This is a genomic window from Streptomyces sp. NBC_00289 (genome assembly GCF_041435115.1).
Taxonomy (GTDB): domain Bacteria; phylum Actinomycetota; class Actinomycetes; order Streptomycetales; family Streptomycetaceae; genus Streptomyces.
The window spans coordinates 5328783-5342736 of record NZ_CP108046.1 but is presented as its reverse complement, the minus strand read 5'-3'; the positions used below and the strand labels follow the sequence as shown (position 1 = coordinate 5342736).

The window sequence follows — 13954 nt, the reverse complement described above, 5'->3', positions numbered from 1 at the left end:
GGTGCACGCGCAGGGGCGTACCGGCAAACGCACCGCACACCGGCGCGCGACCGGGCCCCGCGCGCGGGATCATCGACGCATGGACGTCACACTTCACCTCGCCCAGGACCCCGAGGCCGACGCGCTCCTCGGACGCTCTCCGCTCGCCGCGCTCGTCGGCATGCTGCTGGACCAGCAGGTTCCGATGGAGTGGGCGTTCAAGGGGCCGGCGACCATCGCCGGGCGGCTGGGCGCCGACGACCTGGACGCGCACGAGATCGCCGCGTACGACCCCGACGCCTTCGCCTCACTGCTCTCCGAGAAGCCCGCCGTGCACCGCTACCCGGGCTCCATGGCCAAGCGGATCCAGCAGCTGTGCCAGTACCTCGTCGAGCACTACGACGGGAACGCCGAACTCGTCTGGAAGGGCGTCGACGACGGGCGCGAGCAGCTGCGCCGGCTCGAGGAGCTGCCCGGGTTCGGCAAGCAGAAGGCACAGATCTTCCTGGCGCTGCTGGGCAAGCAGCTCGGCGCACGGCCGAAGGGCTGGCGGGAGGCCGCGGGCGCCTACGGCGAGCCGCGGTCCTTCCGGTCCGTCGCCGACATCACCGGGCCCGAGTCGCTGACCAAGGTGCGGGCGCACAAGCAGGAGATGAAGGCGGCGGCGAAGGCCGCGAAGAAGTAACGCCAGCCGGCGGGCCCTGCCCGGTCCGGCACGGCCCACCCCGGTCCGGCCTGCCCTGGTCCGGGCCGGGGCCGCCCAGACGGCGCGGGCCGCCCAGACGGCGCGGGCCGCCCAGACGGCGCGGGCGGCGCGAGCGGCGCGGGCGGCGCGAGCATGGACCCTGCCCGGGCCACCGAGCGGCTCTCCCGGGGCCGGGACCGTGACGACCGCGGGATCGCCCGGCTGGTTGTGGTCGGCGGTGTCGTCGTCGAGATCGTCACCAGGCTGCCCGCCCGGGTCGGGCCGCCCGCAGGCCCCGCCCGCGCTCGGTGAACGCCGCGGGCGCCACCCGGCCGACGCCGGGCCCCGCAGCACCCGCCCCGCACCGTCAACCCCGGGCGCGCCGTCAACCGCGGTGCCCGGGGTACGCCGTGCGGGCGGATCTCACCGCGGACGCGATGAACACCGTAGGTCCGCCGGGGAGATGAGCCCCATGAGCACCGTACGAAGCCTCCCGCGCAGCCGTGCAGGGCTGCGGGCGCTCGTGTTGCTGCTCGTCCTGCTCGTGCCGGGCGCCCACACCGGGGCGCACGCGGCGCCGGCGACCGCCGTGGCCTCCGGTGAGACGAGCGAGCACGACGGTCTCGACACCGCCCTGCGGCCACCGGCCCGCGCCGCCCACCGACCCGTCGCACCCGTGCGCCCCGCGCCGCTACCCCGCCCGGCGCCCGGCATGGCGCGGAGCCGGCCGCCGGCCGCGCCCGAGCGGCCGCCGTACGCGCCGAACCCCCTGCGTTTGCGTGGTCCTGCGCTGCTGACAGTCCCGGCTTCCCAGGCCGGTCAGCCCGCACGAGACACACCGACGACGCGAGGAAATCCGTCATGCCCACAGACCCGTACGCGGTCCTGCGCGCCCTGCTGCGCGCTGAGGCCGCCCGCAGCACACCGAAACCGCAGCTGAAGGAGGCCAAGCCGCAGCAGCCGCCGCAGGAAGAGGACCGCTGACCCGTCGGCGGAGACGGACCCACCGTCTCCGCCGCCCGGTACGGAGGCGGCGATCCGAAGGGGCCTCCGCGGGCGGGGCGGGAGCGCTCCGGGCACCTCGGGAGTGGTGACCGACGGCACGGTTTCGCTGTCAGTCATCTCGGGCCCCTGTTACCTTTCACACCGGTTCGTAGGCATTTTCCGGCCTCGCTCTCCACCGCCATGGCTGCGCCCGGACGGTCTTGGCCGGTAGGCTTTCCGTGTGATCTTCAAGCGCATCGGAAACGGCCGGCCGTACCCCGACCACGGCCGGGAAAGCACCCGGCAGTGGGCGGACGTCGCGCCGCGCCCGGTCCGCCTCGATCAGCTCGTGACGACCAAGGGCCAGCTCGACCTGGAAACCCTGCTCGCCGAGGACTCCACGTTCTACGGCGACCTGTTCGCGCACGTCGTGAAGTGGCAGGGCGACCTGTACCTGGAGGACGGCCTCCACCGCGCCGTCCGCGCGGCACTCCAGCAGCGCCAGGTCCTGCACGCCCGCGTCCTCGAGCTGGACTGACGTCCTCGAGCCGGACCGACCGACCCCTCTTGTCCGCGGTCTTCGCCCACGGCGCCCCGATACGTCTCCGAGGCGCCGCCCTTCCGCATGCCCGCCCTCGCTCGCCCAGGTGAGCCGGGCTGTTGACCCTTTCGGGTTCTCCTGAGCGACGTCGAATGATCATCTAGTAGGAATCACCGCCGAGTCGCACTACGCTGCGCCCATGAGCATGCTGACTCCCCCTGGCATGGGCGGCCAGTACCGGATCACGGGGGACAAGTACCCGCGGATGCGACGGCCCCGGCGGCGCGGCAGGCTCGCGCTCGCGGTGATCGCCTCCATCGCCGCGCTCGGCCTGGTCGGCTGGGGCACCCTGCAGCTCATCGACGTCTTCACCGGCGGCGGCAAGCGCGCCGCGGCGGCCGGTGTCCGGTCGGCCTGCGCCACCAAGGCGAGCGCCTCACCGGGTACGGGAGCCGCACTGCCGAAGCCGGGGCAGATCACCGTGAACGTCTTCAACGCCACGCCGCGCGGCGGGCTCGCCAAGCAGACCGCGGACGAGCTCAAGAAGCGCGGCTTCAAGATCGGCGAAGTGGGCAACGCGACCAAGGAGTTCGACAAGAAGGTCAAGGGCACCGGAGTGCTGCTCGGCCCGGCGTCCTCCCTGCACACCTCGCTGCCGGTGCTCGCCACCCAGCTGGGCACCGCCGAGCGCCGCACCGACGCCGCCCGCAAGGACCGGACGATCGACCTGGTCCTCGGCACCGGCTTCAAGGCGCTGACGAAGAAGGCGGCCGCCGACAAGGCGCTGGCCAAGCTGACCGCACCCGGGCCGACGCCCGCCGTTTCGAAGAAGAGCTGCTGAGCAGCCGTAGGACGATCGCGTTCGGGGCCGGGGGCTACTCGGCCGCGCCGTACAGGCGGTCTCCGGCGTCGCCCAGGCCCGGCACGATGTAGCCGTGCTCGTTGAGCCGCTCGTCGACCGAGGCCGTCACGACCGTCACCGGGGTGCCCGCCAGCTCGCGCTCCATGATCTCGACGCCCTCGGGGGCGGCGAGCAGCACCACGGCGGTCACGTCGTCGGCGCCGCGCTTGATCAGCTCCCGGATCGCCACGACCAGGGTGCCGCCGGTGGCGAGCATCGGGTCGAGGACGTACACCTGACGCCCGGAGAGGTCCTCCGGCATGCGCGTCGCGTACGTGGAGGCCTCGAGCGTCTTCTCGTTGCGGACCATGCCCAGGAAGCCCACCTCGGCGGTCGGCAGCAGGCGCATCATGCCGTCGAGCATGCCGAGACCGGCCCGCAGGATCGGCACCACCAGCGGGCGGGGGTGGGACAGCTTGACGCCGGTGGTCGGGGCGACGGGGGTCACGATGTCGACCTGTTCGGTGCGCACGTCCCGCGTGGCCTCGTAGGCGAGCAGGGTGACCAGTTCGTCGGCGAGCCGCCGGAAGGTCGCGGAGTCGGTGCGCCGGTCGCGCAGCGTGGTGAGCTTGTGGGCGACCAGAGGGTGGTCGACGACGTGGAGACGCATGGCCACAACAGTAGCCGTGCCCGATGGGGGCGGCGCCCCCGAGCGGATCAGCAGGCCCGCGCGCCCGCTGGCGGGCATCAAACCCCTCGTCGGAGGGAAAACGGGAGGTTACGACTGGGGTGGTGTGCCGATGGCTGACCGAGAGTCCCGCGAGGACACTTCACGGGAGGAGACCGACTCCGAGCGCAGGCGGCGCCGGGCCCGCTTCCTGCGGGAGCTGACCGAGGCCCGCGAACTGCGGGACCGCGTGCAGCCCCGCCGCGCCAAGATCGCGCGGCTGCGCCACGCCATGCGTATGCGCACCTTCCGCTGGTGACCGGAGGGCTTTCACGCCCCTCCGAGGGCGGCCGAGTGCGTGTGCCGCCCGGGGGGCCGCGTACGATCCCGCTCGTGGACGATCAAAACGAGCGGACACAGGGAGCGGAAGACGTCCCCTGAACGCCTTGTTTCTGCCACGATTTCGAGTGGGTGGGGCTCGGAGCACAGCTCTCCCGCCCGCGACCTCCGCCGGGGGGACCCCCAACCGGCACGCCTAGGACCAGTGGGAGAGTCACGGTGTACTTCGCCGCACTGCTCGCGCGCACCGAAGACGGGTGGGAAGCGAGCGACACGGAGCTCGACAATGTGGAGAGCCTGTCGGATCTGGCCGAACTGGCCCGTGAAGCCTCCCCGGAGGACGACACGGTGCTGGTACTCATCGAGCAGGAGGACGCCTGGTTCGGCGTCGTCCGGATCGATGGCGAGGACGACCCTCGCATCTACGTCTCGGACGCCGCTGCCGCCGCTCGCAGCTCGTACGGCGAGATCCTGCTCACGGACGAACTTCTCGGAAGGGATCCCGGCGACGACGGCGTCGTCGACCTGGACTCCCTCGACCTCGACGGTACGGAGGACGGTGAACCCGACAACGACACGGACGACGAGGACGAGGACGCCGACAGCGGCACCTCCGCCGACGCGGTGCCGCACAGCCCCGTCGGCGACAGCGAGATCCTCGACGACCTGGGCGTCGGCGAGAAGGAACTGCGCGCCATGGACGCCGAGGAGGCGCTGAGTCACATCGCCGAGGCCCTGGGCGCCGCGGAGGTCCTGGAGACCGTCCGCTGACCGGGGCGAACCGCGAGGGCCCGCCACCGGGTCCGGGCGCGAGTCCGGACCCGGTACGCGACCGCTGGCGGGCCGCGATGCTGCTCGCCCTGGCCGAGGCCGAGCAGGCGGGCCACGGCGGGGACGTCCCCGTCGGCGCCGTCCTGCTGGCCCCGGACGGCAGGACCGTGCTGGCGGCCGCGCACAACGAACGCGAGGTCACCGGCGATCCGACGGCCCACGCGGAGGTCCTCGCCCTCCGGCGGGGCGCCGCCGCCCTGAGCGAGTCGGCGCGAACCGCCTCCGCCCGGGCCGGCCCGCGGCCGGGAGCAGGCGGGTGGCGGCTGCCCGGCTGCACGCTCGTGGTGACCCTGGAGCCATGCACGATGTGCGCGGGCGCCCTGGTCCAGTCCCGGGTGGACCGGGTCGTCTACGGCGCCCGCGACGAGAAGGCCGGCGCGGCCGGTTCCCTCTGGGACGTCGTACGCGACCGACGGCTCAACCACCGCCCCGAAGTGATCGAGGGCGTACTCGCCGAGGACTGCGCGCGGCTGCTCACGGACTTCTTCCGCGCCCGCTGATCCCCCGACGTCGGGGCGCGAAACGGATTTCAAACCATGCCCCGCCTTGCTGTAAGGTCTCCCTCGGTAGCGTGTCCGAGCGGCCGAAGGAGCTCGCCTCGAAAGCGAGTGTGGCGCAAGTCACCGAGGGTTCAAATCCCTCCGCTACCGCTTGAGAAGGGCCCCGTCGACAGACGGGGCCCTTTGTGCAGTCCTGAACGATCCCGGCGAAGTGTGTGAGGTTACACTCGCCGCCGGTCAACAGGGGACCCACGAGGCACAACAGTCACAGGGGAGGCCGCGGTGGCGGTGAATTCGAAGAAGATCGCCGTCTATGTGGTCGTGGTCTTCGTGCTGTATGTGATCATCACGGATCCGGCCAAGGCCGCCGACTACGTCCAGATAGGCTTCGAGGGCATATCGGACGCCGCCAAGGCGGTCGGTGACTTCATGTCGTGGATCGCCGACGGAGCCAAGAACTGACGCGGCCGACGCGGCCCCTTCGCACCCGCCCGGGAGAGTGCACATGATCCGCCACCTGGTCCTCTTCAAGCTCGACGAGGGCGTCGGGCGCGACGACCCGCGCGTCGTGGAGGGCGTCAAGGCCTTCCGGGGCCTCGGCGACCGGATCGAGGAGCTGCGCTTCTGGGAGTGCGACTGGAACATCACCGACCGGCCCATCGCGTACGACTTCGCGATCAACTCGGCGGTCGAGGACACGGACGCGCTCCAGCGGTATCTGGAGCATCCGGCACACCAGGCCGGCGTCGCGCTGTGGCGGGAGTTCGCCACGTGGGTGATCGCGGACTACGCGTTCTGAACGCCCCCACTTCGAAGCCCTCCGCCGGAACGGCGGGGGGCTTTTCTGCGCCCTACGGCTCAACTTGCCTTCAACACGGCGTTATGGGGTGCTTGCCTACAGTGCACATGTCTTGTGATGCTATGACCGCTTTTGACGGATGAGTTGACCGATGGATGACCGATGAAGAGGTGGCGTTGACCGTGTCGGCCAGTACCGCGCCGCCCCAGGAAGCCTCACCGGCCATTCCCGCCGCGACGGCCGCCCCCGCCACCCCGACCGCCACAGTGGCCCCAGCCGCCTCAACCGCCCCAGCGATCCCCGTCGTATCCGAAGCCGCGTCCGTGCCCGCCCCGCCGGACGCCGCCGACACCGGGTCCCTGCCCGCCTCACCGGACGCCGCCGACGCCGCGGACACCTCGGCCGCACAGGCCACCCAGGACGCCCAGAGCACTCAGGACACCCAGGCCACCCAGGACCCCCAGGACGCCGCCCCGGCCGTCCAAGACGCCCCGGCCGCCGCTCCGCAGCGCAGTCGCGGCGCCGACACCCGGGCCCTCACCCAGGTGCTCTTCGGCCAGCTCAAGGAGCTCCGTCCGGGCAGCCCGGAGCACGACCGGGTCCGCGGGGCGCTCATCGAGGCCAACCTCCCCCTGGTGCGCTACGCGGCCGCCCGTTTCCGCTCCCGCAACGAGCCGATGGAGGACGTCGTCCAGGTCGGCACCATCGGACTCATCAACGCCATCGACCGCTTCGACCCGGAGCGGGGCGTGCAGTTCCCGACGTTCGCGATGCCGACGGTGGTCGGCGAGATCAAGCGGTACTTCCGCGACAACGTCCGCACGGTCCACGTACCGCGCCGGCTGCACGAGCTGTGGGTGCAGGTCAACGGCGCGACCGAAGACCTGACGACGGCGTTCGGGCGCACTCCGACGACGTCCGAGATCGCCGAGCGGCTGCGCATCACGGAGGAGGAGGTGCTGTCCTGCATCGAGGCCGGGCGGTCGTACCACGCCACCTCCCTGGAGGCGGCGCAGGAGGGCGACGGGCTGCCGGGGCTGCTGGACCGGCTCGGCTACGAGGACCCGGCACTGGACGGCGTGGAGCACCGGGATCTGGTCCGTCATCTCCTGGTGCAGCTCCCGGAACGCGAACAGAGAATTCTCCTTCTGCGCTACTACAGCAATCTCACCCAGTCGCAGATCAGTGCGGAACTCGGCGTCTCCCAGATGCATGTCTCACGCCTACTCGCGCGTAGCTTCCAGCGACTGCGCTCCGCGAACCGGATCGAGGCGTAACCGCAAGCACGAGCGAGATGTCACCGGTGAGAGCGAATCGCTCACCAGCGTGGATCCCGGCGTTTTCGCGTTGATAAACCGTCAGACCGCCTTTATCCAGGGCGTATTCGCATCTCACATGTCGACATGTCACTACAGCGTGTTGCCGACATGTGACATTCTGCCGGAAGCGCGTTTGCCGTGGCTCCGGCTCCGGTATTCAGGTGAAGGCTGCGTTCCTCAGACGGGAGCGTCCGCCGCGACCGTCCCGCGACCCAAAGGGGGTGGCATGTCCGCAGATCAGGGCAGCTCGAAGGTGCTCACGCTCACGAAGAGCGAGGTTGCGCCCACGCTCGTCGACGATGTTGTGGTCCTCCAGGCTCCGCCGGCCCCGGCTCCGGCTCCGGCTCCGGCTCCGGCGCTTCCGACCTCGGGAGCCATCGACACCCGCACCCTGTCCCGCTCCCTTTTCCTGCGGCTCGCCGCACTGGACGAGAACAGCCCCGAGCGCGCGTACGTCCGGGACACGCTGATCGAGCTCAACCTCCCGCTGGTGCGCTACGCGGCCGCCCGCTTCCGCTCCCGCAACGAGCCGATGGAGGACATCGTCCAGGTCGGCACCATCGGCCTGATCAAGGCGATCGACCGCTTCGACTGCGAACGCGGCGTGGAGTTCCCGACGTTCGCGATGCCGACCGTCGTCGGCGAGATCAAGCGGTTCTTCCGCGACACCTCGTGGTCGGTGCGCGTCCCGCGCCGGCTCCAGGAGCTGCGGCTGGCGCTGACGAAGGCCAGCGACGAACTCGCCCAGAAGCTCGACCGCTCGCCGACCGTGGCGGAACTCGCCGTCGTTCTCGGCGTGTCCGAGGAGGACGTCGTCGACGGCCTCGCGGTCGGCAACGCCTACACCGCGTCCTCGCTGGACTCACCGGCCCCCGAGGACGACGGCGGCGAAGGCTCCCTGGCCGACCGCCTCGGCTACGAGGACACCGCGCTGGAGGGTGTCGAGTACCGGGAGTCCCTGAAGCCGCTGCTGGCCAAACTCCCGCCCCGGGAACGGCAGATCATCATGCTGCGCTTCTTCGCCAACATGACCCAGTCGCAGATCGGCGAGGAGGTCGGCATCTCGCAGATGCACGTCTCCCGGCTGCTCACCCGGACGCTGGCGCAGCTGCGGGAGGGGCTCATCTCCGACTGAGCCCGCACAAGGACCGCCCGCGTCTTCCTATTTGACGGAGCGTCAGCCACCATGGCGCGATGCTTCGAGCAACCAGGGCGATCAGGGCGACCTGTGCGGCACGGGTGACAGGGACGACATGGACACATGGCCGTCGAGGCGTCGTGATCGGCGCGTCGGCGGCCGTCGTCTGTCTGGGCGGGGCTCTCGCGGCGTGCGGGGGCGGCGGTGGCGGCGGGTACGTCGCCACCGGGGCCGCAGGCGGACCACCCCGGGTTTCCGGTACGGCGGTGACGCCGACGGGAGACGTGACGCTGGTGCCGCTCGACGGGACCGGCACGAGGGGACCCGGTGACTCCCCCGCCGGCGACGGCAGTCGGGGCGGGGAGCCGGGCGAGGCGTCCGCCGGGACGACCGGACGCGCGGCCGAGGGTGGCGGGAACTCCGGCGCGGACCACGCCGACGTCCGTACCGGTGGCGAAGGCGGTGCCGAGTCCGGCCCTGCCGCGGCGAGTTCACCGCCGGACCCGTCGTCCACGACCTCTTCCGGGCCCGCCACACCGCCCGGGCCGACGACCACGCCTTCTCCCGCGCCGGGCGGTCCCGCCGTGCTGAGCTGGCAGGACCCCGTGCGCGAGCCGACGGACAAGCGGTGGTGCGAGCAGGTGACCGTGGTGTTCCGCAACAGCGGTCAGAGCGCGGTGCGTTCGGGGACGGTGTCCTTCGGGACGCATGTCATCGGGGCGCTCGGCATCGACTGGGCGACCGTCGAGTCCACCGAGGACCTTCCGGCGCCGATCGGGGCCGGCGCACGGAAGGAGCGCACCTGGACGGTCTGTGTCGACGCCTGGAGGGTCCCGCTGGGCATGCACATCGAGACCCGGGACGTCTCCGTCCGGTGGAAGTAGCGGCTGGTCCTACTTGAGGGCGAGCCAGGCCACCGCCGCGACGACGACCACGGCGGCGACCACCGCGAGGATCACGCCGATACGGGGACCGGCGGGAGCCGCCGCCTGCTGCTGCCGGCCCTGAGGGGCCTCGTCGACGAACGCGCGGAACATCTGGGTGTTGCCGGCGGGGTCGTGGTTGCCCTGGGGGCCCTGCGTGTTAGCCATGCACCGAGACACTAGCGAATCTGCGGGGACGACCCAAGTGGGGGCACCGCCCCTGCACCACCTCTCCCCACCAGCACATTTATGTTCGTAATACTTGCCTTTGCCAAGTTTTTATACCAACCCTCCGCCGTTTTATTTGCCTGTAGCAACCAACCTCCTCTATGGTTGCCCTAAGCAACGAATACGGGAGGTGCGATGGGCGAGCAGACGCGATACGAGGAGCTGATCCGTCAGTTCAGCGCCTTCGGCGCCGTGAAGCGGGAGATGGGGCGGATACTGCCGGGCGACTGCCCGAGCGGATCCGCCGCCGTACTGACCCTGCTCGCCCGCCACGGGGACATGCGCATGAGCAAGCTCGCGGAGCTGCTCGCCGTGGACATGTCGGTGACCAGCCGGCATGTCGCGCACGTCGCCGAGCGGGGCTGGATCGAGCGCTCCCCCGACCCGGCGGACAAGCGCTCGCGCATCCTGCGCCTGACGCCCGCGGGTCTGACGCAGGTGGACGAACTGTCCCTGCGCACCACGCGGATACTCGCCGAGCGCCTGAGCGACTGGAGCGACGACGAGGTCGGCCAGCTCACCCGGCTCATGGCACGGCTGCGGGCCAGCTTCGACGACTGCCGTCCCTCATCGGTGACACCCGGAACACCCGGGGCACCCGTACACCGGCCCACAGAGCCGCCCGTACTCGAACAGACCACCCGTACACCCGCATAAGCACTGAAGAGAAGGAAGTCCATGGCAACGACCACACCAGCCGGTGTGCGGGCTCACGCCAAGCACGGGGGAGGCTCCCCCGACGGCGTCCAGATGACGCACCGGCAGATCATGGAGGCGCTCTCCGGGCTGCTGCTCGGCATGTTCGTGGCGATCCTGTCGTCCACGATCGTCACCAACGCGCTTCCCGAGATCATCGGCGACCTCGGCGGCGGCCAGTCCGCCTACACCTGGGTGGTCACCGCCTCCCTGCTCGCCATGACGGCGACCACGCCCCTGTGGGGCAAGCTCTCCGACCTGTACAGCAAGAAGGCTCTCGTCCAGATAGCCCTCGTCGTCTACGTGCTGGGATCGGCCGCCGCGGGTCTGTCGCAGAACCCCGGCATGCTGATCGCCTGCCGTGTCGTCCAGGGCATCGGCGTCGGCGGTCTGTCCGCCCTCGCGCAGATCGTGATGGCCGCGATGATCTCCCCGCGTGAGCGCGGGCGCTACTCCGGTTACCTCGGCGCCACCTTCGCCATCGCCACCGTCGGTGGCCCGCTGCTCGGCGGTGTCATCACCGACACCTCGTGGCTCGGCTGGCGCTGGTGCTTCTACGTCGGTGTGCCGTTCGCGGTCATCGCGCTGATCGTGCTGCAGAAGACCCTGCACCTGCCCGTCGTGAAGCGGGACGTGAAGGTCGACTGGGGCGGCGCGTTCTTCATCTCCGCCGCGGTCTCCCTGCTGCTGCTGTGGGTCACCTTCGCCGGTGACAAGTACGACTGGGTCTCGTGGCAGACGTACGCGATGGTCGGCGGCTCGGTCGCGCTCGGCCTGTTGTTCGTGCTGGTCGAGTCCAGGGCCAGCGAACCGATCATCCCGCTGCGGCTGTTCCGCAACCGCACCATCACCCTGTCCTCGCTCGCCTCGCTCTTCGTGGGCGTCGCGATGTTCACCGGCACCGTCTTCTTCAGCCAGTTCTTCCAGCTGGCCCGGGACAAGTCGCCGACCATGTCGGGTGTCATGACGATCCCGATGATCGGCGGACTGTTCATCTCCTCCACCGTCTCCGGGCAGTTCATCACCCGGACCGGCAAGTGGAAGGTCTGGCTGGTCAGCGGCGGCGTGCTGGTGACGGCGGGCCTGGGCCTGCTGGGCACCGTCCGGTACGACACGGACTACTGGAAGATGGCGGTCTTCATGGCCCTGCTGGGCCTGGGCATCGGCATGATGATGCAGAACCTGGTGCTGTCCACGCAGAACCAGGTGGCCCCGGCCGACCTCGGCTCGGCCAGCTCCACGGTCACGTTCTTCCGTTCCCTCGGTGGTGCGGTCGGCGTCTCCGCGCTGGGTGCCGTCATGGCCCACCGCATCACCGACTACGCCCAGGACGGCATCGCCGGTCTCGGCCCCAAGTACGCCTCCATGGCCTCGGGTTCCAGCTCCGACTCGATCCCGGACATGGACAAGCTGCCCGCGCCGCTGCGCACCGTCATGGAGAGCGCGTACGGCCACGGCATCGCGGACGTCTTCCTGATCGCCGGCGGCCTGGCCCTGCTCGCCTTCCTCATCACCCTGTTCATCAAGGAGGTCCCGCTGCGGACCAGCGGCGCGCTGGCCCAGGCGGCCGCAGCAGACGCCGGCACCGACACCGCTCCGGCGACCGTGCCCGCGGCCACCGCCGAGCCCTCGGCGCCGATCGCGGCGAGGACCCCGGCGTGGGCCGACACCGGCGAGACCGGAACCGGCCCCGAGGGCACGCGGGAGTTCGCGTCCGTCGCCACGGTCGCCGTCGCGGAAGCGTCCTTCGGCGGCGACGGGAGCCAGGCCGGCCGCGCCGGCGTCCCGGTCAGCGGCTTCGTCCGCGGCGCCGAGAGCGCGCCCGTCCCGCAGGCCGCCGTCACGCTGATCTCGCTCGGGGGACGGCAGTTGGGCCGGTCGGTCGCGCAGGCCGACGGCTCCTACGCGGTGGACGCGCCGGGCACCGGTTCGTACGTCCTGATCGCCTCCGCCGACCGGTTCCAGCCGCAGGCGTCCACCGTCGTCGTGAACGGCGAGCCGGTGGCGTACGACATCCTGCTCAGCGGCACCAGCGGACTGAACGGTCTGGTGCGCGCCGCGGAGTCCGGGGTGCCCGTGAAGGACGCCATGGTCATCGTGACCGATGTGCGCGGCGACCTGCTGGCCACCGGGACCACCGGTGAGCAGGGCGAGTTCGGCTTCACCGAGCTGGTGCCGGGTGCGGTGACCGTCGCGGTGAACGCCGCCGGGTACCGGCCGCGCGCCCTGCCCGTCGAGGTGGGCGGCACCGGGGTCACCCGGATCGAGGTCGACCTCGACGCCGGCGCCCAGCTCCAGGGTGTCGTGCGGGCGCCGCACGGCCCCCTCGCCGACGCCCGGGTGACGCTGGTGGACGCGGCGGGCAACGTGGTCGGCACGGCCACCACCGGCACGGACGGCGCGTACGCCTTCACCGACCTGGACAGCGGCGAGTACACCGTCATCGCGACGGGCTACCCGCCGGTGGCCACGGCACTGACCGTCAACGGCCGCGGGACCGACGGCCACGACATTCGACTCGCCCACCCCGGCGAGTAGGACGACCCCGGCCCGTGGCGGCGGGCGCGCTCCCGGCGGAGCCGCGCCCGCTGTCACGGGCCGCATTGTCGCGACCAATTTGTCATGATTCGCAGGGAGAAGAACGGGATGGGACTGACCGCGAGGATCCGCACGCGGGACGGATGGGCCGTGTCGCACGCGGTCGTCACGCTGACCGACGGGACCGGTTCGCAGGTCGTGCGCGCCGAGGCCGACGGCGACGGGGCCGTACGGGACGCGACCGCGCTCGCTCCGGGGGCGTACACCGTCATCGTCACGGCCGTCGGGTACGCGCCGACCGCCTCGAGCGCGATCGTCACCGCGAGCGGGCGGGCCGAGGTCGGGACGGTGACGCTGGCCCGGCAGGGCGGGGCCGAACTGCCGCCGCCCGGACCGTGGACCGTCGACCCCGCGCACTCCAGCGTGGGCGCGGTGGCCCAGCACCTGGGCATCTCCAGCGTGCACGGACGGTTCACGGACTTCGCGGGGTCGGTCGAGATCGCCCCGGACGACGTGACCAAGTCCCGTGTGGAGGCGGTGATCCGGGCCGCGTCCATCGACACCGGCAACGGGATGCGCGACACCCACCTGAAGTCCGCGGACTTCCTCGACGTCGACAGGCACCCCGAGATCACCTACCGCTCGACCGGCCTGACGGCGGCCGGCGCCGACCGCTGGACGGTGCACGGCGAGCTGGGCATGCGCGGGGTGGTCCGACCGGTCGCCCTCGACCTCGCCTACCTCGGCACCGGGTCAGACCCGTGGGGCGGGACGCGGGCGGCGCTCCGGGCGACGGCCGAACTGCGCCGCGAGGACTTCGCGATGAACTACAACCAGGTGCTCCAGGCGGGCGTCGCGGCCATCGGAACGACCCTGAAGGTGGAGCTGGACATCCAGGCGGTGCAGGGGGATTCACTGCCGCAGGCGTGACGGGAGGGCGGGGGGC

18 protein-coding genes and 1 tRNA gene are annotated in these 13954 nt (G+C 71.4%); 17 read left to right on the top strand and 2 right to left on the bottom strand.

Features of this window, described 5'->3' with window-relative positions; all coding sequences use genetic code 11:
- Nucleotides 1-79 precede the first annotated feature (79 nt).
- From OG985_RS24270 to OG985_RS24250, 5 genes are all read left to right on the top strand, one after another.
- Nucleotides 80-664, top strand: a complete 585-nt coding sequence (locus OG985_RS24270) for an HhH-GPD-type base excision DNA repair protein (RefSeq protein WP_371670443.1) — start codon at nucleotides 80-82, stop codon at nucleotides 662-664.
- Nucleotides 665-817: 153 nt separating this feature from the next.
- Nucleotides 818-976, top strand: coding sequence for a hypothetical protein (locus OG985_RS24265; protein WP_371670442.1), 159 nt, complete (start codon nucleotides 818-820; stop codon nucleotides 974-976).
- Nucleotides 977-1525: 549 nt separating this feature from the next.
- Nucleotides 1526-1648 carry a hypothetical protein gene (locus OG985_RS24260; RefSeq protein WP_371670441.1) on the top strand — a complete coding sequence of 41 codons (123 nt, stop codon included), beginning with the start codon at nucleotides 1526-1528 and terminating at the stop codon, nucleotides 1646-1648.
- Between the two features lie 241 nt (nucleotides 1649-1889).
- Nucleotides 1890-2186, top strand: a complete 297-nt coding sequence (locus OG985_RS24255) for a type II toxin-antitoxin system VapB family antitoxin (protein WP_003999914.1) — start codon at nucleotides 1890-1892, stop codon at nucleotides 2184-2186.
- A 202-nt stretch (nucleotides 2187-2388) separates the two neighbouring features.
- Nucleotides 2389-3030: a LytR C-terminal domain-containing protein gene (locus OG985_RS24250; protein ID WP_371670440.1), complete on the top strand. Its 642-nt coding sequence runs from the start codon at nucleotides 2389-2391 to the stop codon at nucleotides 3028-3030.
- A gap of 34 nt (nucleotides 3031-3064) precedes the next feature.
- On the opposite strand, the gene upp is transcribed toward OG985_RS24250, so the two are convergent.
- A complete protein-coding gene (upp, locus tag OG985_RS24245) occupies nucleotides 3065-3700 on the bottom strand; it encodes a uracil phosphoribosyltransferase (protein ID WP_371670439.1) in 636 nt (211 codons plus the stop codon).
- 130 nt (nucleotides 3701-3830) lie between these two features.
- Here upp and OG985_RS24240 point away from each other — a divergent pair, with 130 nt between their 5' ends.
- From OG985_RS24240 to OG985_RS24200, 9 genes are all read left to right on the top strand, one after another.
- Nucleotides 3831-4016, top strand: a complete 186-nt coding sequence (locus OG985_RS24240; protein WP_371670438.1) for a hypothetical protein — start codon at nucleotides 3831-3833, stop codon at nucleotides 4014-4016.
- A gap of 239 nt (nucleotides 4017-4255) precedes the next feature.
- A complete protein-coding gene (locus tag OG985_RS24235) occupies nucleotides 4256-4807 on the top strand; it encodes a hypothetical protein (protein ID WP_371670437.1) in 552 nt (183 codons plus the stop codon).
- Between the two features lie 77 nt (nucleotides 4808-4884).
- Nucleotides 4885-5367 carry a nucleoside deaminase gene (locus OG985_RS24230; protein WP_371670436.1) on the top strand — a complete coding sequence of 161 codons (483 nt, stop codon included), beginning with the start codon at nucleotides 4885-4887 and terminating at the stop codon, nucleotides 5365-5367.
- 65 nt (nucleotides 5368-5432) lie between these two features.
- Nucleotides 5433-5517 (top strand) — tRNA-Ser (locus OG985_RS24225).
- 132 nt (nucleotides 5518-5649) lie between these two features.
- A complete protein-coding gene (locus tag OG985_RS24220; protein WP_371670435.1) occupies nucleotides 5650-5829 on the top strand; it encodes a hypothetical protein in 180 nt (59 codons plus the stop codon).
- 43 nt (nucleotides 5830-5872) lie between these two features.
- Nucleotides 5873-6166 (top strand): Dabb family protein, encoded by a 294-nt coding sequence (locus OG985_RS24215; RefSeq protein WP_371670434.1) that lies wholly within the window; start codon nucleotides 5873-5875, stop codon nucleotides 6164-6166.
- 323 nt (nucleotides 6167-6489) lie between these two features.
- Nucleotides 6490-7443, top strand: a complete 954-nt coding sequence (locus OG985_RS24210) for an RNA polymerase sigma factor SigF (RefSeq protein WP_371674481.1) — start codon at nucleotides 6490-6492, stop codon at nucleotides 7441-7443.
- A gap of 268 nt (nucleotides 7444-7711) precedes the next feature.
- A complete protein-coding gene (locus OG985_RS24205) occupies nucleotides 7712-8620 on the top strand; it encodes an RNA polymerase sigma factor SigF (RefSeq protein WP_371670433.1) in 909 nt (302 codons plus the stop codon).
- 143 nt (nucleotides 8621-8763) lie between these two features.
- On the top strand, nucleotides 8764-9507 hold the full coding sequence (locus OG985_RS24200) for a hypothetical protein (protein WP_371670432.1): 744 nt from the start codon (nucleotides 8764-8766) through the stop codon (nucleotides 9505-9507).
- Nucleotides 9508-9516: 9 nt separating this feature from the next.
- Here OG985_RS24200 and OG985_RS24195 read toward each other — a convergent pair whose 3' ends face one another.
- The gene (locus tag OG985_RS24195; protein WP_371670431.1) at nucleotides 9517-9714 is read right to left on the bottom strand and encodes a hypothetical protein; all 198 of its coding nucleotides are present in this window, start codon (nucleotides 9712-9714) and stop codon (nucleotides 9517-9519) included.
- Between the two features lie 195 nt (nucleotides 9715-9909).
- On the opposite strand from OG985_RS24195, the gene OG985_RS24190 reads away from it, so the two are divergent.
- From OG985_RS24190 to OG985_RS24180, 3 genes are all read left to right on the top strand, one after another.
- On the top strand, nucleotides 9910-10431 hold the full coding sequence (locus OG985_RS24190; protein ID WP_371670430.1) for a MarR family winged helix-turn-helix transcriptional regulator: 522 nt from the start codon (nucleotides 9910-9912) through the stop codon (nucleotides 10429-10431).
- Between the two features lie 21 nt (nucleotides 10432-10452).
- Entirely contained in the window at nucleotides 10453-13008 is a 2556-nt protein-coding gene (locus OG985_RS24185) for an MFS transporter (RefSeq protein ID WP_371670429.1), read from the top strand.
- Between the two features lie 108 nt (nucleotides 13009-13116).
- A complete protein-coding gene (locus OG985_RS24180) occupies nucleotides 13117-13938 on the top strand; it encodes a YceI family protein (RefSeq protein WP_371674480.1) in 822 nt (273 codons plus the stop codon).
- Nucleotides 13939-13954 lie beyond the last annotated feature (16 nt).

Excerpts from the sequence above, each read along its gene's own strand:
- OG985_RS24185 (WP_371670429.1), top strand. The coding sequence starts at position 10,453 with ATGGCAACGACCACACCAGCCGGTGTGCGGGCTCACGCCAAGCACGGG.
- OG985_RS24240 (WP_371670438.1), top strand. The coding sequence starts at position 3,831 with ATGGCTGACCGAGAGTCCCGCGAGGACACTTCACGGGAGGAGACCGAC.
- OG985_RS24270 (WP_371670443.1), top strand. The coding sequence starts at position 80 with ATGGACGTCACACTTCACCTCGCCCAGGACCCCGAGGCCGACGCGCTC.
- OG985_RS24265 (WP_371670442.1), top strand. The coding sequence starts at position 818 with ATGGACCCTGCCCGGGCCACCGAGCGGCTCTCCCGGGGCCGGGACCGT.
- OG985_RS24250 (WP_371670440.1), top strand. The coding sequence starts at position 2,389 with ATGAGCATGCTGACTCCCCCTGGCATGGGCGGCCAGTACCGGATCACG.
- OG985_RS24205 (WP_371670433.1), top strand. The coding sequence starts at position 7,712 with ATGTCCGCAGATCAGGGCAGCTCGAAGGTGCTCACGCTCACGAAGAGC.
- OG985_RS24180 (WP_371674480.1), top strand. The coding sequence starts at position 13,117 with ATGGGACTGACCGCGAGGATCCGCACGCGGGACGGATGGGCCGTGTCG.
- OG985_RS24230 (WP_371670436.1), top strand. The coding sequence starts at position 4,885 with ATGCTGCTCGCCCTGGCCGAGGCCGAGCAGGCGGGCCACGGCGGGGAC.
- OG985_RS24215 (WP_371670434.1), top strand. The coding sequence starts at position 5,873 with ATGATCCGCCACCTGGTCCTCTTCAAGCTCGACGAGGGCGTCGGGCGC.
- OG985_RS24260 (WP_371670441.1), top strand. The coding sequence starts at position 1,526 with ATGCCCACAGACCCGTACGCGGTCCTGCGCGCCCTGCTGCGCGCTGAG.
- OG985_RS24190 (WP_371670430.1), top strand. The coding sequence starts at position 9,910 with ATGGGCGAGCAGACGCGATACGAGGAGCTGATCCGTCAGTTCAGCGCC.
- upp (WP_371670439.1), bottom strand. The coding sequence starts at position 3,700 with ATGCGTCTCCACGTCGTCGACCACCCTCTGGTCGCCCACAAGCTCACC.
- OG985_RS24195 (WP_371670431.1), bottom strand. The coding sequence starts at position 9,714 with ATGGCTAACACGCAGGGCCCCCAGGGCAACCACGACCCCGCCGGCAAC.